Source organism: Thioclava sp. GXIMD4216 (assembly GCF_037949285.1).
GTDB lineage: Bacteria > Pseudomonadota > Alphaproteobacteria > Rhodobacterales > Rhodobacteraceae > Thioclava > Thioclava litoralis.
On sequence record NZ_CP149926.1, the window covers coordinates 1,145,622 to 1,165,126 of the forward strand.

Annotated in this window: 23 protein-coding genes and 1 other RNA gene; 16 read left to right on the forward strand and 8 right to left on the reverse strand. The window is 61.1% G+C overall.

Annotated features, from left to right (window positions below; translation table 11 throughout):
- The first annotated feature begins 7 nt into the window (after window positions 1-7).
- Both hypD and hypE read left to right on the forward strand, forming a co-directional pair.
- Window positions 8-1,144, forward strand: coding sequence for a hydrogenase formation protein HypD (gene hypD / locus WDB88_RS05600; RefSeq protein ID WP_339109483.1), 1,137 nt, complete (start codon window positions 8-10; stop codon window positions 1,142-1,144).
- A gap of 96 nt (window positions 1,145-1,240) precedes the next feature.
- Window positions 1,241-2,263: a hydrogenase expression/formation protein HypE gene (gene hypE, locus WDB88_RS05605; RefSeq protein WP_339109212.1), complete on the forward strand. Its 1,023-nt coding sequence runs from the start codon at window positions 1,241-1,243 to the stop codon at window positions 2,261-2,263.
- Between the two features lie 11 nt (window positions 2,264-2,274).
- Here hypE and WDB88_RS05610 read toward each other — a convergent pair whose 3' ends face one another.
- From WDB88_RS05610 to parE, 3 genes are read right to left on the reverse strand one after another with little or no spacing between them, the layout of a single operon-like run.
- The gene (locus tag WDB88_RS05610; protein ID WP_339109213.1) at window positions 2,275-3,126 is read right to left on the reverse strand and encodes an aldose 1-epimerase family protein; all 852 of its coding nucleotides are present in this window, start codon (window positions 3,124-3,126) and stop codon (window positions 2,275-2,277) included.
- Between the two features lie 4 nt (window positions 3,127-3,130).
- The gene (locus WDB88_RS05615) at window positions 3,131-3,859 is read right to left on the reverse strand and encodes a hypothetical protein (protein WP_339109214.1); all 729 of its coding nucleotides are present in this window, start codon (window positions 3,857-3,859) and stop codon (window positions 3,131-3,133) included.
- Window positions 3,856-5,814, reverse strand: coding sequence for a DNA topoisomerase IV subunit B (gene parE, locus WDB88_RS05620; protein ID WP_339109215.1), 1,959 nt, complete (start codon window positions 5,812-5,814; stop codon window positions 3,856-3,858). Before parE ends, WDB88_RS05615 begins: the two co-directional genes overlap by 4 nt.
- A gap of 286 nt (window positions 5,815-6,100) precedes the next feature.
- On the opposite strand from parE, the gene WDB88_RS05625 reads away from it, so the two are divergent.
- The 3 genes from WDB88_RS05625 (at window position 6,101) to WDB88_RS05635 (ending at window position 8,915) form a co-directional block, all read left to right on the forward strand.
- A complete protein-coding gene (locus WDB88_RS05625) occupies window positions 6,101-6,697 on the forward strand; it encodes a class I SAM-dependent methyltransferase (RefSeq protein ID WP_339109216.1) in 597 nt (198 codons plus the stop codon).
- A gap of 89 nt (window positions 6,698-6,786) precedes the next feature.
- On the forward strand, window positions 6,787-7,419 hold the full coding sequence (locus WDB88_RS05630) for a cytochrome b/b6 domain-containing protein (RefSeq protein ID WP_339109217.1): 633 nt from the start codon (window positions 6,787-6,789) through the stop codon (window positions 7,417-7,419).
- 143 nt (window positions 7,420-7,562) lie between these two features.
- Complete coding sequence (locus WDB88_RS05635) at window positions 7,563-8,915, forward strand: MATE family efflux transporter (protein ID WP_339109484.1); 1,353 nt, start codon at window positions 7,563-7,565, stop codon at window positions 8,913-8,915.
- Here WDB88_RS05635 and WDB88_RS05640 read toward each other — a convergent pair.
- Window positions 8,912-9,334 (reverse strand): hypothetical protein, encoded by a 423-nt coding sequence (locus WDB88_RS05640; RefSeq protein WP_339109218.1) that lies wholly within the window; start codon window positions 9,332-9,334, stop codon window positions 8,912-8,914. The two genes, WDB88_RS05635 and WDB88_RS05640, sit on opposite strands and share 4 nt — an antisense overlap.
- A 333-nt stretch (window positions 9,335-9,667) precedes the next feature.
- On the opposite strand from WDB88_RS05640, the gene WDB88_RS05645 reads away from it, so the two are divergent.
- The gene (locus WDB88_RS05645) at window positions 9,668-9,994 is read left to right on the forward strand and encodes a VPLPA-CTERM sorting domain-containing protein (RefSeq protein ID WP_339109219.1); all 327 of its coding nucleotides are present in this window, start codon (window positions 9,668-9,670) and stop codon (window positions 9,992-9,994) included.
- Window positions 9,995-10,093: 99 nt separating this feature from the next.
- Here WDB88_RS05645 and WDB88_RS05650 read toward each other — a convergent pair whose 3' ends face one another.
- Window positions 10,094-11,296, reverse strand: coding sequence for a pyridoxal phosphate-dependent aminotransferase (locus WDB88_RS05650; RefSeq protein WP_339109220.1), 1,203 nt, complete (start codon window positions 11,294-11,296; stop codon window positions 10,094-10,096).
- A gap of 81 nt (window positions 11,297-11,377) precedes the next feature.
- Between WDB88_RS05650 and WDB88_RS05655 the strand changes: the two genes are divergently transcribed.
- The 5 genes from WDB88_RS05655 to WDB88_RS05675 all read left to right on the forward strand — a co-directional run bounded on the left by WDB88_RS05655 (window position 11,378) and on the right by WDB88_RS05675 (window position 13,847).
- A complete protein-coding gene (locus WDB88_RS05655; protein ID WP_339109221.1) occupies window positions 11,378-11,758 on the forward strand; it encodes a helix-turn-helix transcriptional regulator in 381 nt (126 codons plus the stop codon).
- Window positions 11,755-12,039 (forward strand): succinate dehydrogenase assembly factor 2, encoded by a 285-nt coding sequence (locus tag WDB88_RS05660; protein WP_339109222.1) that lies wholly within the window; start codon window positions 11,755-11,757, stop codon window positions 12,037-12,039. Before WDB88_RS05655 ends, WDB88_RS05660 begins: the two co-directional genes overlap by 4 nt.
- Window positions 12,040-12,217: 178 nt before the next feature.
- Complete coding sequence (locus WDB88_RS05665) at window positions 12,218-12,712, forward strand: winged helix DNA-binding protein (protein ID WP_339109485.1); 495 nt, start codon at window positions 12,218-12,220, stop codon at window positions 12,710-12,712.
- Window positions 12,713-12,867: 155 nt separating this feature from the next.
- On the forward strand, window positions 12,868-13,251 hold the full coding sequence (locus tag WDB88_RS05670) for a DUF2237 domain-containing protein (protein ID WP_339109223.1): 384 nt from the start codon (window positions 12,868-12,870) through the stop codon (window positions 13,249-13,251).
- Between the two features lie 20 nt (window positions 13,252-13,271).
- Entirely contained in the window at window positions 13,272-13,847 is a 576-nt protein-coding gene (locus WDB88_RS05675; RefSeq protein ID WP_339109224.1) for a hypothetical protein, read from the forward strand.
- Here WDB88_RS05675 and epmA read toward each other — a convergent pair.
- A complete protein-coding gene (epmA, locus tag WDB88_RS05680) occupies window positions 13,819-14,874 on the reverse strand; it encodes an EF-P lysine aminoacylase EpmA (RefSeq protein ID WP_339109486.1) in 1,056 nt (351 codons plus the stop codon). The genes WDB88_RS05675 and epmA overlap by 29 nt on opposite strands.
- Window positions 14,875-15,011: 137 nt before the next feature.
- Here epmA and efp point away from each other — a divergent pair, with 137 nt between their 5' ends.
- Together efp and WDB88_RS05690 are read left to right on the forward strand one after the other, a co-directional pair.
- A complete protein-coding gene (gene efp, locus WDB88_RS05685; protein WP_339109225.1) occupies window positions 15,012-15,581 on the forward strand; it encodes an elongation factor P in 570 nt (189 codons plus the stop codon).
- A gap of 169 nt (window positions 15,582-15,750) precedes the next feature.
- On the forward strand, window positions 15,751-15,978 hold the full coding sequence (locus WDB88_RS05690; RefSeq protein WP_339109226.1) for a DUF1413 domain-containing protein: 228 nt from the start codon (window positions 15,751-15,753) through the stop codon (window positions 15,976-15,978).
- 9 nt (window positions 15,979-15,987) lie between these two features.
- Here the strand turns inward: WDB88_RS05690 and irrA are convergent, their stop codons facing one another.
- Window positions 15,988-16,404 (reverse strand): iron response transcriptional regulator IrrA, encoded by a 417-nt coding sequence (irrA, locus tag WDB88_RS05695; RefSeq protein WP_339109227.1) that lies wholly within the window; start codon window positions 16,402-16,404, stop codon window positions 15,988-15,990.
- Window positions 16,405-16,616: 212 nt separating this feature from the next.
- On the opposite strand from irrA, the gene fabA reads away from it, so the two are divergent.
- Genes fabA through WDB88_RS05710 form a run of 3 tightly spaced genes read left to right on the forward strand, consistent with a single transcriptional unit; the run spans window position 16,617 to window position 19,182 of the window.
- On the forward strand, window positions 16,617-17,126 hold the full coding sequence (fabA, locus tag WDB88_RS05700) for a bifunctional 3-hydroxydecanoyl-ACP dehydratase/trans-2-decenoyl-ACP isomerase (RefSeq protein WP_339109228.1): 510 nt from the start codon (window positions 16,617-16,619) through the stop codon (window positions 17,124-17,126).
- A gap of 28 nt (window positions 17,127-17,154) precedes the next feature.
- On the forward strand, window positions 17,155-18,381 hold the full coding sequence (gene fabB, locus WDB88_RS05705) for a beta-ketoacyl-ACP synthase I (protein ID WP_339109229.1): 1,227 nt from the start codon (window positions 17,155-17,157) through the stop codon (window positions 18,379-18,381).
- A gap of 12 nt (window positions 18,382-18,393) precedes the next feature.
- The gene (locus WDB88_RS05710) at window positions 18,394-19,182 is read left to right on the forward strand and encodes an SDR family oxidoreductase (RefSeq protein ID WP_339109230.1); all 789 of its coding nucleotides are present in this window, start codon (window positions 18,394-18,396) and stop codon (window positions 19,180-19,182) included.
- A gap of 57 nt (window positions 19,183-19,239) precedes the next feature.
- Here WDB88_RS05710 and ssrS read toward each other — a convergent pair.
- Window positions 19,240-19,398, reverse strand: a non-coding RNA gene (gene ssrS, locus WDB88_RS05715) — 6S RNA.
- Between the last annotated feature and the right edge of the window lie 107 nt (window positions 19,399-19,505).

The following is a 19,505-nucleotide window of genomic DNA, read 5'->3' on the forward strand; positions in this document are numbered from 1 at the left end:
GATGGCGCTGAAATTTGCCTCCGAATTCCGCGACCCGAAACTGGCGCGCGCATTGCTTTCGGCGATTGCCGAGAAGGCCGATGCGATAGGTGCCACCCGCGAAAAGCCCGTGCATATCATGGAAATCTGCGGCGGGCATACGCATTCGATCTTTCGCTACGGGCTGGATAAGCTGATCCATGAGGGCATCGAGTTCATTCACGGTCCGGGCTGTCCGGTCTGCGTGTTGCCGCGTGCGCGGGTCGATGAATGTATCGAACTGGCCGAGCGCCCCGAGGTGATCTTCACCACCTTCGGCGATGCGATGCGGGTGCCCGGGTCGAAGAAGTCGCTCATTCAGGCCAAGGCCGATGGGGCCGATATCCGCATGGTCTATAGCCCCCTTGATGCGCTGGAACTGGCGCGGCGCAATCCCGACCGCGAGGTGGTGTTTTTCGGGCTGGGGTTCGAGACAACCACGCCGTCCACCGCGCTGGCGATCCAGCAGGCGGCGCGTGAGGGGCTTAAAAACTTCACCGTCTTCTGCAACCATATCACCGTGCCCGAACCCATCAAGGCGCTGCTCGATGACCCCTATATGATGCTTGACGGCTTTATCGGGCCGGGCCATGTGTCGATGGTGATCGGCATCCACCCCTATGATTTTATTGCGCAAGATTATGGCAAACCGATCGTGGTGGCAGGGTTCGAGCCCACCGATCTTCTGCAATCGGTGCTGATGGTGCTGACCCAGATCGAACAAGGCCAACCGCGCGTAGAAAACCAATATGGTCGCGTGGTGCCCGAAAATGGCAATCCGGTCTCGTTGGCTGCCATCGAGGATGTTTATGAAAAACGTCCGTCCTTCGAATGGCGGGGTTTGGGCGAAATCGACGCCTCGGGCCTGCGGATTCGCCCTGCCTATCGCGCCTATGACGCCGAAGAGAAATTCGGCATCGGCTATGCGGTGGGTCGCCGAGAGGTGCCGGAGGTCGAGGGCTGCGCCTGTGGTCAGGTCATGACGGGCCGGATCAAACCGACCCAATGCCCGCAATTCGGCAAGGGCTGCACACCGGAAACCGCCCTCGGCGCGCTGATGGTCAGCTCGGAAGGCGCCTGCGCGGCCTATTGGCAATATGGCGGCGCCCGTTCGGCGGCAGAATAACCGAAATCATAGGCGGCATCGGAGGCAATGCCTCCGGCGGCGCAAGCGGGGCTCGATGCCCCGTTGGGCCGCAGCCCCCCTCAAAGGACAAGACTTATGGCACTACGAGGCGAACGCGTCACCTTGGCGCATGGCGGCGGTGGCCGTGCAATGCGCGACCTGATCGAGGAAATCTTCACCTCCGCCTTCGCACCCCCCGGCATGGAGGATCAGGCCCGCCTGATGACCGACGCCCTGCGCGAACCGGGCGCGCGCCTTGCCTTCACCACCGACGGCTTCGTCGTCACCCCCATGGAGTTTCCGGGCGGTGATATCGGCAAGCTCGCCATTTGCGGCACGGTCAATGACCTCGCCGTGGGCGGGGCAAAACCGCTCTGGCTTTCGGCCGCCTTCGTCATCGAGGAAGGCACCGAATTCGCCCTTCTGCGCCGCATCGTGGCGACCATGGCGCACGAGGCCGAGGCTGCAGGCGTGCGCATCGTGACAGGCGATACCAAGGTCGTCGAACGCGGCGCCTGCGATGGCGTTTTCATCACCACCTCCGGCATCGGCGTGATCCCCGCTTCCCGCGATATGGCGGCCTCCCATGTTCGCGCGGGCGATGTGGCTATCGTCAACGGGGTGCTGGGCGACCACGGCGCAACCATCCTCGCGGCCCGTGGCGATCTGGCGCTGTCTTCGGCGATCGAGAGCGATTGCGCCGCCCTTGGTCACCTGATGGAGGCCGCTCTTACCGCAGCACCTCAGGCTCGAGCCGCCCGCGATCTGACCCGAGGCGGGCTGGCCTCCGCCCTGAATGAAATCGCCGAAGAGGCGGGTTGTGGCATCGTCATCGAGGAAGACGCCCTTCCGCTCCGCGCCGAGGTCGTCGGCATGTGCGAGATCTTGGGGCTCGACCCCCTCTACCTCGCCAATGAGGGGCGTCTGGTGCTCTTTGCGCCCGAAGAACAAGCCGAGGCCGCGCTTGCCGCCATGCAGGCCCTGCCCGAAGGCAAGGGTGCCGCGATCATCGGGCGGGCCGTGGCAGACCATGCGGGCCAAGTGCGGATGCGCACCGCATTCGGCGGCACCCGCATCGTGGATATGCTGGTGGGCGAGCAGCTGCCCCGTATTTGCTAAGCGCGTCTTTCTCAGTCGCGGATCGTCACGAACCATGCAAAGCGGGCAGTCTCGCCCGCGCCTAGGCTTAGCGTATAGGGGCGGTCCTCGATTTTTGCCCCCGCCCCATGCCATGCCGCCATTCCGTGCCAGGGCTCGATGCACAGGAACGGCGCGCCGGGCGGCTGCCAGAGCGCGAGGTTCGGCAGATTGGCAAAGCGGAAATCGAGGCTCGGGCCGGTTTCACCCTGATAGCGCAGCGCCTCGCCCGTGCCTTCGGGGAAGATCGCGGCATTCTTGGCGAATAGATCATGGCTCAGCGTCAGGCTCCCCTGATGGAAGGGCGAGGCCTCGGTTTCGCGCGAGATCAACCCATCGACCACGCGGTTCATCGCGGGCTCGGCCCCATTGGCCAGCTCGACCTTATGCGCGCCGGTGGCATTGGGCAGCGGCCAGCGGAAGGCCGGATGGAAGCCCAGTCCGAAGGGCATCGGCACGCTGTCCTCATTGGTGACGGTGGCCGCCACCTCAAGCGTCGGGCCGGTCACGCGATGGGTCAGTTGCAGACGGAATTTATAGGGGTAGCTTGCGGTGGCCTCCGAGGGCACCAGCTCATGTGTCACATGCGCCTCGTCCTGCGCCACCACCGTAAAGGGCAGGCGGCGGGCAAGCCCGTGCTGGGGCATATCGAAGCTCTCGCCACGGATTTCGATTTTATCGTCGGGCGCACGGCCCACGATGGGAAACAGAACCGGCGAGCGCCCCGTCCACCATTCGGCATCGCCATTCCAGAGGAATTCCTGCCCACGGAAGGTAAGCGACTGCATCTCGGCCCCCATATCGGAGACGGTCACAGTGAGGTCGGGGGAGGTGATGGTGGTCATAGGTTCAGTCCTTAGGCGGCACACATTTTATTTCCGTGATGCTCCCTTTGGACCACCGGAATGTCTGCTGCCGCTTTTTGTTGCGATTACTCATCGAAGTGATCGTTATATCTGTTTGCGCTTCTTTGGTGCTTTCGACGATCAACATATAGTCTAAGACCTCGTAACGCCTTAACAAGTTGAACTTTTTCTCAGTGCTCACCGCCGTTTTCGAAGAGATGGTCAATTCTCCAGCGGTGCAATCGGCTGCTATATTTTGGAATTCGAGGTTCTGATGTAATTTTCCGTCCACGACTCTTGAGTGGGCCTTACGCGCAGTGAGAAGAGGATACGTTTCTACGATGATTTGTTTTCGTTCTTCAGCAAGCTGCAGTCTTGTGTTGCGTGCCTGTTCTTCCATCGTTTTGGCTTGCGTTCCGAGATGTTCCGCGGATAGGCGTTGCTGTTCTACAGAGTTTCGCAGTTCTTCTGTTTGTAGGTTGAGCGCTTCAACACTGTTTTTAAGTTCAGCCTGCTGGATTTCCAGCGCTTTGTTTTGTTGCAAGTAGCCGTAAACAATCCAGATTAGCGCAACTGTTCCGGCAGTCCCCGCGAGAAAGTCGCCGATCTCGTTGAGTGGCATAACGATGAAACGATCCCAATCTCTGATAACAAGCCCGACCATTACGCCAATGGTCAGGCAGGTCACGATAATAAGGATGATGGTTGCCCAGCCAGCCTTGGGACGCATCACACATCCAGTTCCTCGACGAACTGGGCGTTCTCGGTGATATACTGGAAGCGGAGCTCGGGTTTCTTGCCCATCAGGCGCTCCACGAGGTCGGCCGTTTCGCCGCCCAGATCGTCGTCGATGGTGACGCGGATCAGTTTGCGGGTGGCGGGGTCCATTGTGGTTTCTTTCAGGTCCTTGGCATCCATCTCGCCCAGACCCTTGAAGCGCTGCACGTCGATTTTACCCTTGCCGCCCAAGCCCTTGGCTAGCCATTCCTCTTTCTCGGCGTCGGAGGCCACATACATGCGCTTGGCGCCTTGGGTCAGGCGGTAGAGCGGCGGGCAGGCAAGGTAGAGGTGGCCTTGGTCGATCAGCGGGCGCATCTGGGTGAAAAAGAAGGTCATCAAGAGCGACGCGATATGCGCACCGTCGACATCAGCATCGGTCATGATGATGATCTTGTCGTAACGCAGGTCCTCGACGTTGAACTTGGTGCCAAGGCCCACACCCAACGCCTCGCAGATATCGCTGATCTCGGCATTGGTGCCCAGTTTCGAAGAGGCCGCGCCGAGGACGTTCAGGATTTTACCCTTCAGCGGCAGCAGAGCCTGCGTTTCGCGTTTGCGCGCGCCTTTGGCCGAGCCACCTGCCGAGTCGCCCTCGACGATGAACAGCTCGGTATTGGCGCGGTTTTTCGCGGTGCAATCGGTCAGCTTGCCCGGTAGGCGCAGCTTTTTGGTGGCCGATTTACGGGCGGTTTCCTTTTCCTGACGGCGGCGCAGACGCTCTTCGGCGCGCAGCACAAGGAAATCGAGGATTGCGCCGGCGGATTTCGTATCCGAGGCCAGCCAGTTGTCGAAATGGTCGCGGACGGCGCCCTCGACCAGACGATGCGCCTCGACGGTGGCCAGACGGTCCTTGGTCTGGCCGACGAATTCGGGCTCGCGGATAAAGCAGGACACCAGCGCGCAGCCGCCCGTGATCAGGTCGTCGCGGGTGATGTTCGACGCCTTCTTGTTGTTGATTAGCTCGCCATAGGCGCGGATGCCCTTGAGGATCGCCGACCAGAAGCCCGCCTCATGGGTGCCGCCCTCGGGGGTGGGGACGGTGTTACAATAGGACTGGATGTAGCCATCACGCGAGGGGGTCCAGTTGATCGCCCATTCGACCGAACCGGGGACGTTGAATTTCTCGCGGAACTCGACCTTGCCCGAGAAGGGGCGGTCGGCATAGGTCATCGCCTTGCCCAGCGTTTCCATCAGGTAGTCGGCCAGACCGCCGGGGAAGTGGAAGGTGGCCTCGGTGGGCGTCTCGCCATCGTCGATCGCGGATTTCCAGCGGATTTCAACGCCCGAGAACAGATAGGCCTTCGAGCGCACCATCTTGATCAGCCGCGCGGGTTTGAAGCGGTGATGGCCGAAGATCTGCTCGTCGGCATGGAAGGTGACCATGGTGCCGCGACGGTTGGGGGCGGCGCCGATTTCCGCGACCGGCCCCTGCGGGATGCCGCGCGAGAAGCGCTGTTCGTAGAGCTTCTTGTTCTTGGCAACCTGCACCACCATCAGATCCGACAGCGCATTCACCACCGACGCGCCCACCCCGTGAAGGCCGCCCGAGGTTGCATAGGCATCGCCCGAGAATTTGCCGCCCGCATGCAGCGTGCACAGGATCACCTCCAGCGCCGATTTACCCGGAAATTTCGGGTGCGGGTCGATCGGGATGCCGCGGCCATTGTCGCGCACGGTGATCGAGTAATCCGCGTTCAGCTCGACCTCGATGCGGCTGGCATGGCCTGCCACGGCTTCGTCCATCGAGTTGTCGAGGATCTCGGCCAGCATATGGTGCAGCGCGCGCTCATCGGTGCCGCCGATATACATACCGGGGCGTTTGCGAACAGGTTCCAGCCCTTCCAGCACCTCGATAGAGGAGGCGTCATATTCGGACTCGGACTGGGTGGAGAGAAGATCGTCGGACATCTGCTCGCTTTCTTTGGTGGGGTTGGCCTTGAGCCATACATCATTTGGGGCAAAATCGGCAAGCGCCCTGCCGAAACCGTCCACAGGAAGTTTCACGTCCGGTTGGCCGGATCGGGGCCGCCGGTTTGCCGCCTGCCTGTTTTACGGGCGTCATGGGTGGAAAACGGCCCATTGGCAGGCTGGTTTGTGCCTGAGGGGTTTTCCCTTTGAGGGCAAGAGACTACGTCATCTTGTTACATAGGATGCGAATGCCATTTTGAGTCAAAAGATATAAAGGAGGAGGAGAATGTGGGATCAACGCTATGCCCATTCGGACTATGTTTTCGGAACCGCTCCGGCAGAGTTCGTGCGCCGTCAGGCAGGGCGGCTGACACCGGGTATGCGCGTGCTGTCGCTGGCCGAGGGCGAAGGGCGCAATGCCGTGTTTCTGGCCGAGCAGGGCCTGGAGGTGACGGGGGTCGAGCTTTCGGCTCCGGCGCGTGAGAAAGCCCAGCGGCTGGCGGCGTCGCGGGGGGTGACGATCACCATGCTATCGCAGGATCTGCGCGGCTGGGATTGGCCCGTGGCCGAATATGACGCGCTTTTGGCCTGTTTCATCCAGTTTGCCGATCCGGCCTTCCGCGAGGATATTTTCGACGGCATGCGGCGTGCGGTCGCGCCGGGAGGGGTGGTTATGATCCACGGCTTTGCCCGTCGTCAGCCGCGCTATGGCACAGGCGGGCCGAGCAATGTGGAACAGCTCTATGATCTGGATCTGCTGCGCGAGGCGTTTCCGCGCTGGAAAATCCTGCATCAGGCCGATTACGATGCCGATCTGAGCGAGGGAGAGGGGCATTCGGGCCGTGCCGCGCTGATCGATTTCGTGATGCAGCGTCCATCCTGACCGCTGCCCCGTCCTGACCGATTTACTGCATGACATCAGAGCGACCTTGCGCGACACTCGGCGGGCAGGGTTTTGAAAAAGGATTTGTCATGACGCATCGATTTCAATCGGATCCCTCCGACACCGACAGCCGCTTCGAGACAGTGCCGGTCTGGGATCCTTTCGTGCGCGCGTTCCATTGGGCGCTGGTGGTGCTGGTCTGTGGTGCATGGGGGCTTGGAAAATGGGGGCCCGTTGACATGAGCCTGCATTTCTGGCTGGGCTACGGCATCGGCGCGCTGGTCGTGGCCCGCGTCTTCTGGGGGTTTTTCGGCCCGCAAACGGCGCGGTTTGCCAGCTTTGTAAAAGGGCCCGGCGCGATTGCGCGCTATGGTCGCACGCTGGTGTCGCGCAAGCCGTCCTACACGCGCGGGCATAATCCTGTGGGCGCGTTATCGGTTGTGCTGATCTTGGGGCTCTTGGCGGCGCAGGTCGGCACGGGTCTGGTGTCCGATCCGGATGATTATATCAATGTCGGCCCCTTTGCGGATTGGGTGGGGTACGAGAACGCCGTGCGGGCGGTTGATCTGCACGAGACCCTCGCCAATCTGCTGCTGGCGCTGGTCATCATACATGTGCTGGCGATTTTCTGGTATCGCTTCTGGAAGCGCGAGAACCTTGTGACGCCGATGATTACAGGCCGCGCCCGCCTTCCCCGGCGCGCCCCGATGACGCAAAAGTAACGCCGCGCGCAATCCTAGCGATGCTTACTAAGGCTTGACGGGTTCATGGGGGCGTGGCACGGGCTGATTATTGACCACTCGATCAGGAATGCGAAATGGCCAGCCCCGTGATGACCCAGACCGACAAACCCCTCGACACCTCGATGGGGGCGTTTGGCCATATGCGCGCCATTCTTACGCTGGGCTTGCCGCTGGTAGGGTCGAACCTTGCGGCAGCAGGGCTTGGTGTGACCGATACGATCATGATGGGCTGGTACGGGGTGCCGGAACTGGCCGCTGTGGTTCTGGGCACGAATTACCTGTTCTTCTTCTTTCTCTTCGGCACGGGCTTTGCCAATGCGATCATCGGGCGCGTCTCGATGGCGCTGGGGGCCAATGACGAAACGCAGGCACGGCGCGATACCCGTATGGCGCTGTGGCTGTCGGTGCTGACGGGGCTGGTCTCGATTCCCTGTATGTGGCATTCCGCTGCGGTGCTACAGGCATTGGGGCAGGCCCCCGAAACCGCGAGGCTGGCACAGGACTATCTGCGCATCGCGGGGCTTGGCATCGTGCCCATGCTGGTGGTGGCGGTGCTGCGCAGCTATCTTTCGGCGTTCGAGCGGACACAGATCGTGCTTTGGGTCACGCTTTCTGCGGTGGGGCTGAATATCGTCTGCAACTGGCTTCTGATCTTTGGCGAGATGGGCTTTCCCGAAATGGGCGTGCGCGGCGCGGCGCTTTCCTCGGTGCTGGTGCAGACGGTGTCGATGCTGGTGCTGATGGTCTATGCCCATCGTGCGCGCGGGCTGTCGCATGTGGCGCTGTGGCAGCGGTTCTGGCGCCCTGACTGGTCTGCGTTCGGGGCCGTGGCGCGGATGGGGATTCCGATCGGGCTGACCATTCTGGCCGAGGCGTCCATGTTCCAGATGGCCGCGCTGATGATGGGATGGCTTGGCACAATCGAGCTGGCGGCCAATGGCATTGTCATGGAAACCAGTGTTCTGGCCTTCATGCTGCATATGGGGCTGGCCAATGCCGCGACCGTGCGGGCAGGGCGCGCCTATGGGGCCGGTGCCCCCGAACATCTGCGGCGCGGGGCCATCACGGTGATCTGCATGTCACTGGTCATCGTGGCGGTCACGGTGACCGCATTTCTGGGCATTCCGGAAAAGATTGTCAGCCTATTCCTGAAGCCGGGCGGGGATTCCGCGCAGATCCTGCTGCTGGCAAGCGGCCTGCTGGCGCTGGCGGGCCTGTTCCAGCTGTTCGATGCCATGCAGGTGCTGGCAATGGGGTTGCTGCGCGGCCTGCAGGATACGCGCGTGCCGATGTGGATTGCGCTGGCCAGCTATTGGCTGGTCGGGATTCCCACGGGCTATGTGCTGGCCTTCCATGTAGGGCTGCAATCGCACGGGGTCTGGCTGGGGCTGGCCGCAGGGCTTGCCACGGCCTCGTCGCTGCTGATGTATCGCTTCTGGGTCGTGCGCGGCGGCGGGCGGCGCCCTATGGCCTAATCGTCGCGGGTCTCGGCCTGCTGTCCCATCAGCCGCTCGGCCTTCTTGCGCACAAGAACGCTGCGCAGATCATGCATGGCCAGCAACAGCGCGTCTGTGACATGCTCGAGCTGTGCATCGGTGGCTTTTGACTGCACCCATTGCGTGGTCAGGTTCAGGTAATCGACGGCGCGGTGGATGTCGTCGATGTCGCGCTGCGCCAGCAGGGCACTGCGATCGGCCATCCATTGGGTGATCTGGCGCATATCCGCATCGGTCAGCTCGCGCCCGCCCTGCGGTTTGATGTCTCCATTGCGGATATTGACCACGGCGATCTGATCCATCTCGATCCGGCGCTGGCGGTTCTGGGTGTCTACCCGAAATACGGCCGCGCCATTCTCGCGGATTCGGAAGTAATATTCGGGCAGATCGAGGCTCATGGGGCAGCTTCCAGACTGTTGATGCACCATCCTTAACGACAACTGCGGTGGGGGATCAACTGACCGCTTGCGCGAGGGGTCAATAAAATATGGCTCTTCCGGCTTGATAATGGCATATTATGCGATCTTCCGCCGATTGAAAAAAATCCTCATTGCAATTCTCGGGTGGAGAAACATGTTTACCTTACGTGACTCGACCTGTGGTGGGTGGGGCACGCTTTTGACAGCCTATAAGGATGTTTTTTTATGATTAAGAAAATCGCAACTGTTGCGACGATTTGCGTGTGGGGAAGCTCGGTATTCGCATCGACATACCAAGCGGACTCTAAGTCCATGGATAGCAAGGATTATGGCTATTCCAGCGACTTCAAATCCGAGGGGCATGGGGATTGGTTCGGGTCTGACAAGGACTGGAAAGACCAAGACGACCATAAGTGGGGGGATACCCCTGATTATGCCGAGGCGACCAAACCGCATTGTGGCTGCTCGGCCGATTTCGGTCATGACGGGCAGGGTGGTCATGGTGGCCACGGCGGTCACGGTGGTGGCGATGAGCAGGTCAGCCCCGTGCCGCTTCCGGCGGGTGGCATTTTGCTGCTTGGCGCGCTGGGTGGCTTTGCGGCGCTGCGTCGTCGTAAATCGGGCGTGAAAGCGGCCTGAGTCAAACGGGAAAAGCCGCTCGACCGAGCGGCTTTTCTTTTTGTTCCAGACGTGTCGTAATCGGCTGGCCGCAGGGTGGTGCGACCTTCGCGATGTGGCTTACCTGAGGCCTTCGCAGAAGCGTTTGATCCGGTTGCAAGCCTCCGTCAGCACCGTGTCCGAGGTGGCGTAGCTGATGCGGAAGTTGGGGCTGAGGCCGAAGGCTGCGCCGAACACCGTGGCCACGCCGGTTTCTTCCAGAAGCGCCGTGCAGAAGGTCTCGTCATCGGTGATCTTGGTGCCTTGGGCCGAAGTTTTGCCGATGCAGTCCTTGATGGACGGGTAGACATAGAAGGCCCCTTCGGGCGTGGGGCAGGTGATGCCGGGGCAGGCGTTGAGCCCCGCAACCACCAGATCGCGGCGGCGGTGGAAGGCCTCGCGGCTGTCGCGGATGTAATCCTGCGGCCCGTTCAGCGCCTCGACAGCGGCCCATTGGCTGATGGTGCAGGGGTTCGAGGTGGATTGCGACTGCATCTTGCGCATCGCGGTGATCAGCTCCACCGGACCACCGGCATAACCGATCCGCCAGCCGGTCATCGCATAGGCTTTGGACGCGCCGTTCACCGTCAGCGTGCGGTCATAAAGCGCGGGCTCCACCTCGGCGGGGGTGCAGAATTCGAAGCCGTCAAAGACGAGGTGTTCGTACATGTCGTCGGTCATCACCCAGACATGGGGGTGGCGTATCAGCACATCGGTCAGCGCCTTCAGCTCTGCCCGCGTATAGCCCGCCCCCGAGGGGTTGGAGGGCGAGTTGAAGAGGAACCATTTGGTTTGCGGCGTGATCGCGGCCTCCAAAGCCTCGGGCGTGATCTTATAGCCCATATCCGCCTGACCCTGCACGAAGACCGGCGTGCCGCCCCCGATCAGCACCATATCGGGGTAGCTGACCCAATAAGGCGTGGGGATGATGACCTCGTCGCCCGGGTTCAGGGTGGCCATGAAGGCGTTGAACAGCACCTGCTTGCCGCCCGAGGACACGCTGATCTGCGCTTGCGTATAGCTCAGCCCGTTCTCGCGGGCGAATTTATCGCAGATCGCCTGTTTCAGCTCGGCGATCCCGTCAACGGTGGTATATTTGGTGCGGCCCTCAGTAATGGCGCGGGCGCCTGCATCCTTGATGTTCTGCGGCGTGTCGAAATCGGGCTCGCCCGCCGAAAGGCTGATGATGTCGCGCCCTGCGGCCTTCAGCTCTGCCGCCTTGCCAGTCATGGCCACGGTGGGCGAGGGTTTTACGCGGGCGAGGCTGTCGGAGAGAAAGGCCATGAGGGGCTCCGTTCGGATGGGTTTGTAACTTGCGTGGCCATGTCTTACGCTCGGGTCAAATGGCGATCAAGAGGAGGCCCCATGGCGGATGACTGGTATGGCGAAGATGCCGCGACCTTTGGCGACAGGCTGGAGGGCGCGCGCGAGGCCGCAGGGCTGAGCCAGACCGAACTGGCCGCAAAGCTGGGCGTGCGGCTGGAGACGCTGCAGTCATGGGAAGAGGATATGGCCGACCCGCGTGCCAACAAGTTGCAGATGGTGGCGGGTATGTTGAATGTTTCGCTGATGTGGCTGCTCAATGGCGAGGGCGCTGGACTTGACGGGCCGCCGCAAGGGGTAGATGAGGCAGAACGAGAGCGGGAGATCTTGCGCGAGATACGCGAGGCCCGTGCGGTGATCAAAGACCTCGATGCGCGGCTGGAACGGCTGGAGCGCAGGGTCAAAGCGGGAGAGAGCCAATGACCGGACAGGTTCAGGAAACGCCGGAAGCACGGTTGAAGCGGATGGTGATGCGCAGCTGGCGGCGCGGGATGAAAGAGATGGACATGGTGCTTGGCCCCTTTGCCGATAGCGAGCTGGCAAAGATGGATCCGGCCACCTTGGACCTCTATGACGCGCTGTTGGAAGAATATGATCAGGATCTCTATCTGTGGGTGTCGGGGGCGAAACCCTGCCCGCCGGAGTATCTTCAACTGCTGCAAGTGATTGCGGCCTTTGCGAAAAAACGTCATTCGGTTGCATGATTCAATTATGGCGGAAGGGGCAAATTGCCTTGCTTCCGCCATGTTGTCTGAAAATTATTGTCAGATTTGCGATAGATTTAATTCGCTTAACCGAAATTTTGGCATTTTCCCGCATGGTGTCTTTCGGGGCATAGATGATGCGGAGAATGAGATGAGTATAGAACCCCCTATGGGCCAGATGGGCGGCGTGGTCGCGGACCGCGCCATGCAGCAGGGGCTCATGACCGGGTATCTGGACACGCTGGCCCTTGTGGAACGGCTGCACAGATTGCTGCTGGATGTGATCAAGGACGAATTCGAACGTCTGGCGATCATCGAGATCAATCCGGTTCAGGCCCTTTTGCTGTTCAATGTCGGCGATAACGAGGTCACGGCAGGCGAATTGAAGAGCCGTGGCTATTATCAGGGCTCGAATGTCAGCTATAACCTGAAAAAACTGGTGGAAAACGGCTATATGCACCACCAGCGCTGTGATGTGGACCGCCGCTCGGTGCGGGTCAAGCTGACGGATAAGGGGCGCAAGCTGCATGATGCGGTGCGCGAACTGTTCGAGCGCCATGCTGACGGGATGGGCACGCGTGGCGTGATCGATTTCGAACAGATGGACGAAATGAACCGGACCCTCAAACGTATGGAACGTTACTGGATGGACCAGATCCGGTATATCTACTGAGTTTCAGAAAAAGGGCAGCGTGGGGCGCTGCCCTTTTTGGGGAAAGGCCCCGCCGCCTGTCCGCCTAAGGGCACGCCTGTCTTGACGGATATCCCGTTCGGGGGCAGGCTTCGGTTGCCGGATTATCGTGATCCGGATGCCATGCGGGGGATAGGATGGATAAGGATCTGCCGGTCAATGTCTTGGGTGGCCCGTTGGAGCCTTGTTCGCTGGTGCCTCTGACCGGGTTCTTTCGCGATGGCCATTGTAATACCTGCGCCGAGGATCATGGCGCCCATACGGTTTGCGCGATCATGACCAAAGAGTTTCTCGCGTGGTCGGCCTATATCGGCAATGACCTCTCGACCCCGCGTCCCGAATACGGATTCGAGGGCCTCAAACCCGGAGATCGCTGGTGCCTGTGCGCGGGGCGGTTTCTGGAAGCGCATGACGAGGGCTGCGCGCCCGAGATCGTGCTGGAGGCGACCCATCAGCGCACGCTTGATGTGGTCCCGATCGAGGTCCTACGGCTGCATCGGCATTTGTCGCCTTTTCAATAGGGGGTTCGACCCTGTTTCTGATGAAGTTCTTCTTTCTATCCGCATCCTTCTGCCTTGCCGCTTCAGCCGCCCTGTCCCAGCCCATCGTCGAGGGGCCGGTCGTTGAGGAATATCACTTTGACGCGGATGGCGATGGGACAGAGGAGCTGATCACCGATCTCACGACGCGCGATCTTGATCGGGTGCTTGTTATCTCGAAGGACACAGCCGAGCCGCCAGTTGTGATTGGTCCTCTTTGGGCGAACCTCACTATGTTAGACTCGGTTACCTCAACAAAGCCGGGCCGTTTTACCATCGCGACGGGCTGCGATACCTGCGGGCGCAACGGGAGCAGTTTGCAATGGCATGTGGCCTTCCGCGAGGGGCGGTATATCGTGGCGGGGGTGACTATCGTGCAATCGGACAGATTAAGCGCTGAATCGGTGCTCTGCGATGTCAATCTTCTGACGGGCCAAGCCGATGTGTCCCGCGACCCGGATATGCCGGAAACGCGCATCACCACGGATGAGCGCGCCCCCGATCTGCTGGGGCTGCCCAGCGACTACAGCCCGAAGGTCTGCGATGATCTTATCGCGGGCTTCTGGGCTGTGCGATAGGGCTCCAGAGGATGTCGTCGATGCGGGGGGCACCTGTGGCCAGCATCACCAGACGGTCAAAGCCGAGCGCGATGCCGGAGGCCTCCGGCATCAGTTCCAGCGCGGCAAGGAAATCCTCGTCCAGCGGGTAGCGCTCGCCATAGATGCGCTCTTTCTCGTCCATCTCGGCCTCGAAACGGCGGCGTTGCTCGGCGGGGTCGGTGAGCTCTCCGAAGGCATTGGCCAGCTCCACCCCGCAGGCGTAAAGCTCGAAGCGTTCCGCCTCGCGCGGGTCATCGGCGCAGGGGCGGGCGAGGGCGGCCTCGGCGGTCGGATAGCGGTCGAGCACGGTGATCCGCCCGTGGCCCAGATGCGGTTCGACCCGATCCACCAGCACTTTTGACAGAATATCGGCCCAACCGTCATCCTCGGAAATGGCAAAACCCACCCGCGCGCATTCGGCGGCCAATGTTGCGCGGTCGGTTGACCCATCGGCGCGGCAGCTGGCCAGCAGGTCGATGCCCGCATAGCGCTGGAAGGCTTCGGCCACCGAAATCCGTTCCACCGGCGCGAAAGGGTCGCAGGTGATGCCGCGATAGTGCAGGTGATCCGCCCCGCAGGCGCGTGCGGCAAGGGCCAGCATCGCATGGGCATCCTCGATCAGCCGGTCATAGGGGGTATCGGCGCGATACCATTCCAGCATGGTGAATTCGGCACTATGGCGGTTGCCGTTTTCGCGGTTGCGCCAGACATGGGCGAAGGCGAAGATCCGGGGCTCGCCCGCCGCAAGGATCTTTTTCATCGTGAATTCGGGCGAGGTGTGCAGATACATCCGATGCGCCACCCCGTCATGGCCGATGAGATCGGTGGCGAAAGCATGCAGATGCGCCTCATTGCCGGGGCTGGTTTGCAGGCAGGCGGGGTCGGTTTCGAGGAAGTCCTGATCGGCAAACCACTGCCGGAGCGCGGCCTGAACTTTGTTGCGTGCCAGCAAAAGGGGGCGGCGGTCGGCGTGGCGATGGGGGTGCCACCAGGGTGTTTCGGTCATCTCTTGCGCTTTCGAACAGGCTTTGAACTGGAAATCCGTCTTCAGATGGTTTAGGCGACGGGGCATCCGGGCGCCAGTCTTCACGCCGTGCCTGAGCCTCATTTGCCCAAGCGGGCATCTCGTTCAAAGGAAATGCAATGGTTAAAGTCATCGCCTCGCAGCTGCGCAAGGGCAATGTTGTCGAAATCGACAGCCACCTCTATGTCGTTCTGACGGCAGAAAGCTTCCACCCCGGCAAGGGCACTCCGGTGACCCAGGTCAATATGCGCCGCATCTCGGATGGCACCAAAGTCTCCGAACGCTGGAAAACCACCGAAGGTGTGGAGCGCGCGCATGTCGAAGAGCGTGAATTCGACTTCCTCTATGAAGATGGCGAAGGCTATCACTTCATGGAACCCACCACCTACGAACAGGTTGCCGTGTCCGAGGACGTGATCGGCGATGCGAAAGTGTTCCTGCGCGACGGGATCCGCTGCTGGCTGAAAACCTATAATGATGGCGTGATCGCGATCGAACTGCCGCAGAAGGTCACCGTGGAAGTCGAAGAGACCGAGCCGGTTGTCAAAGGCCAGACGGCGTCCTCGTCCTACAAGCCCTCGACCTGCACCGGTGGTATCCGTGTGATGGTGCCGCCGCATATCGGCGTGGGCACCCGCATCGTGATCAACACCGAGGATCTGGCCTATCAGGAGCGCGCCAAGGACTGAGGGTCCGGCGTTTCGGGTCCGAAAGGGCCACGGCTTCTTTGCAAAGGCGCTCTTCAGGGGGCGCCTTTCTTCATGCGGGCGTCATGGCAAAATGCGCCAGATCAAAGAGGCGGAACTGTAACGGATTTATGTCGTTGTCGAAGGGGATCTCACAGGGAGATGTTGCGCCATGACACTGACGGACACGTTGCATCATTTTACCAACCGGTTGACCGGCCATCCGCAGGGGCCGTTCCATCTGCATGACATCTACGGACCGCAATGGGCGGCGTTTTCTGTCGAGGACAAGCTGAGGCTGGGGCGCGATTTTCTGATCCATGTCCGGCAGGGGGCCATTCCGCAGGTCCATGACAGCGGGCAGAGCGATCTGCAGGGGCGGGTCTTCGTGAAAGGCTGAAGGGTGTGGCTACAGCTTGCGCAGCCGCACCACCACATCGACCGAGGCAATCTCGTATCCCTCTGGCGGGGTCGGGAGCTTGGTGATCTGCATGTCTTCTTTGGGCGCATCGGAAATGCGGGCCTCGTCCTCCCAGAAGAAATGCGGATGGTCATCCATGCGGGTGTCGAAATAGCTGCGCGTGCCATCTACCGTGACCTCATGCATGAGGCCCGCATCGCAGAACGCGCGCAGGGTATTGTAGACGGTGGCAAGCGAGACACGCTCGCCGGCATCCAGTGCCGAGGTATGCAGCAGCTCGGCGGTCACATGGCGGTCCTCGCCATCGCCCACAAGCAAGGACGCCAGCGAAAGGCGCTGGCGGGTGGGGCGCAATCCCCCTTTGGCAAGCCATTGCTGGCCACGGTCGCGTGCGTTGGGTGCCATTTAATCCGTTTCTCCTCACCCCAATATGCGCTTGGGGCGGGAAAGTTTCAATCTGGCTGCGTGCAAACTTCATAAAAATGTCGCATATGTCGCGCGGAATTGGCACCCCCAGTTGCATTTGACGCAGGTCGCAAAGCGTCAGCAGCCTTGCGTCTTTGCCTAGACGGGTGTTAGAGGGAACGAAACTGGACCCAAGGGGGGAAGAATATTCCATGGCAGGCTTTCCGACGAGCTTCGACCGGGACGAATTACTGAAATGCGCACGCGGCGAGCTGTTTGGCCCCGGCAATGCGCAATTGCCCGCACCGCCCATGCTGATGATGGACCGTATCACCGAGATTTCCGGTGATGGCGGCGAATTCGGCAAGGGTCATGTTGTGGCCGAGTTCGACATCAAGCCGGATCTTTGGTTCTTTGATTGCCACTTCCCCGGCAACCCGATCATGCCGGGCTGTCTGGGCCTTGACGGTCTGTGGCAGCTTACCGGCTTCAACCTTGGCTGGCGCGGCTGGCAAGGGCGCGGCTATGCGCTGGGTGTGGGCGAGGTCAAGCTGACCGGCATGGTGCGCCCCGAACGCAAGATGCTGACCTACAAGGTCGATTTCACCAAAGCCGTGCAAACACGCCGCCTGACCATGGGCGTGGCCAACGGGATCGTCGAAGCCGATGGCGAGGTGATCTATGTGGTCAAGGATATGAAGGTCGCTCTCTCCGAGAGCTGATCCGAGACAGATTACGAGGAGGCCAGCTATGCGCCGTGTCGTTATTACCGGTCTGGGCATCGTCAGCCCGATCGGCAACTCCGCCGAAGAAGTCACCGCCAGCCTGCGCGCGGGCAAATCGGGGATCACCTTCCAGCAAGACTATGCCGACCGTGGCTTCCGTAGCCAGGTCGCCGGTGTGCCGGAGGTCGATTTCGAGGCGCTGATCGACAAGCGCCAACTGCGCTTCATGGGGCCGACTGCGGCTTATGCCTATATCGCCATGCAGCAGGCGATCGCGGATTCGGGCCTGTCGGACGATCAGGTCTCGAACGAGCGCACGGGGCTTGTGGCAGGCTCGGGTGGTCCGTCGACCTCGAGCGTGTTCCAGGCGCATAGCATCACCGTTGAAAAGGGCAGCCCCAAGCGGATGGGCCCCTTCATGGTGACGAAGGCCATGTCCTCGACCGTCTCGGCCTGTCTCGCGACGCCCTTCAAGATCAAGGGTGTGAACTACTCGATCACCTCGGCCTGCTCGACCTCGGCACATTGCATCGGCAACGCGGCCGAGCTGATCCAGATGGGCAAGCAGGATGTCGTCTTTGCAGGCGGTGGCGAGGAAGTCGACTGGACGCTGTCGTGCCTGTTTGACGCGATGGGCGCGATGTCGTCGAAATATAACGATGCGCCGGAAACGGCTGCGCGTGCCTTTGATGCGACCCGCGACGGGTTTGTCATCGGTGGCGGCGGCGGTATTCTGGTTCTCGAAGAGCTGGAACATGCCAAGGCCCGTGGTGCCAAGATCTATGCCGAAGTCACCGGCTATGGCGCGACCTCGGATGGGTATGACATGGTGGCGCCTTCGGGTGAGGGCGGCGAGCGCGCGATGCGTCTGGCCACCGCAACCCTGCCGGAAGGCCGTAAGGTTACCTATATCAACGCGCATGGCACCTCGACCCCCGTGGGCGATGTGCGCGAGGTCGAAGCTGTCCGCCGCGTGCTGGGCGAAGACCATGCGCCGATCTCCTCGACCAAGTCGATGACCGGCCACGCGCTGGGGGCTGCGGGCGTCAACGAGGCGATCTATTCGCTGCTGATGCTGCAGGGCGGCTTCATTGCGCCCTCGATCAACGTGACCGAGCTTGATCCGGCGCTGCGTCCCGAAGAGATCGCGACCCGGCTGATCGACAATGTCGAGCATGATTCCGTCCTGTCCAACAGCTTCGGCTTTGGCGGCACCAACGCATCGCTCGTCATGAGCAAGTACCAAGAGTAAGGGGTCGCCTGAATGGCCGAGTTGATGAAGGGCAAGCGCGGGCTTGTCATGGGGGTGGCCAATGACCGCTCCATCGCATGGGGGATCGCCAAGGCGCTGGCCGAGGAAGGCGCAGAACTGGCGTTTTCCTATCAGGGCGAGGCCTTCGGCAAGCGCGTGCAGCCGCTGGCAGAGTCGCTGGGCTCGTCCTTCCTTGTGGATGTGGATGTGACCGATGATGCCTCGATGGATGCGGCTTTTGCCCGTCTGAAAGACGAGTGGGGCAGCCTTGATTTCATCGTTCATGCGATTGCCTATTCCGACAAGAACGAGCTGGCGGGCCGTTTCATCAATACTACCCGCGAGAACTTCAAGAACTCGCTGTCGATCAGCTGCTTCAGCCTGATCGATATCGGTCGCCGTGCCGAAGAGCTGATGCCGAATGGCGGCTCGATTATCACGCTGACCTATGCCGGTTCCAACCGCGTGACGCCCTTCTATAACGTGATGGGCGTGGCCAAGGCGGCACTCGAATCCTCGGTGCGCTATCTGGCCAACGACCTTGGTCCGCAGGGCATCCGCGTGAACGCGATCTCGCCCGGTCCGATGAAAACGCTGGCGGGGGCCGCCATTGGTGGCGCGCGCAAGACCTTCCGCCACACGGAGGCCAATAGCCCGCTGCGGTCGAACGCGACGCTGGAATCGATCGGCGGCACGGCTGTCTGGCTGTCGTCGGATTACGGCGCCTGCACTACTGGCGAGACGATTATGGTCGATTGCGGCTATCACGTCTTGGGCATGCCCCAGACCGAGAACCTGTGATCGGGTTTACAGAATTGAAAAGGCCCCGAGGAAACTCGGGGCCTTTTTCATGAGGTGGCGGAAACCGCAGCAACCGTTGGGAGGTTGAATTTCCCGAGGACCTGAAAAATCAGGTGGGCGCCAGGTAACAAGGCCAAGACCCTGACAGAGCCAGCTCCCTCGGAATCGGTATAGGCCACTGGAAAGACGTTCCCGTTACGAGAAGAGCAGTAACCGCCGAATCCACAGATAGGAAAGCGTGCAGCTCTGCGCAAGCCCCTTGATGACATGCGGGGGTAACTTGTGAGGGGAAGGGGGCTGGACTTATGTTCTGGCTTCGTTCA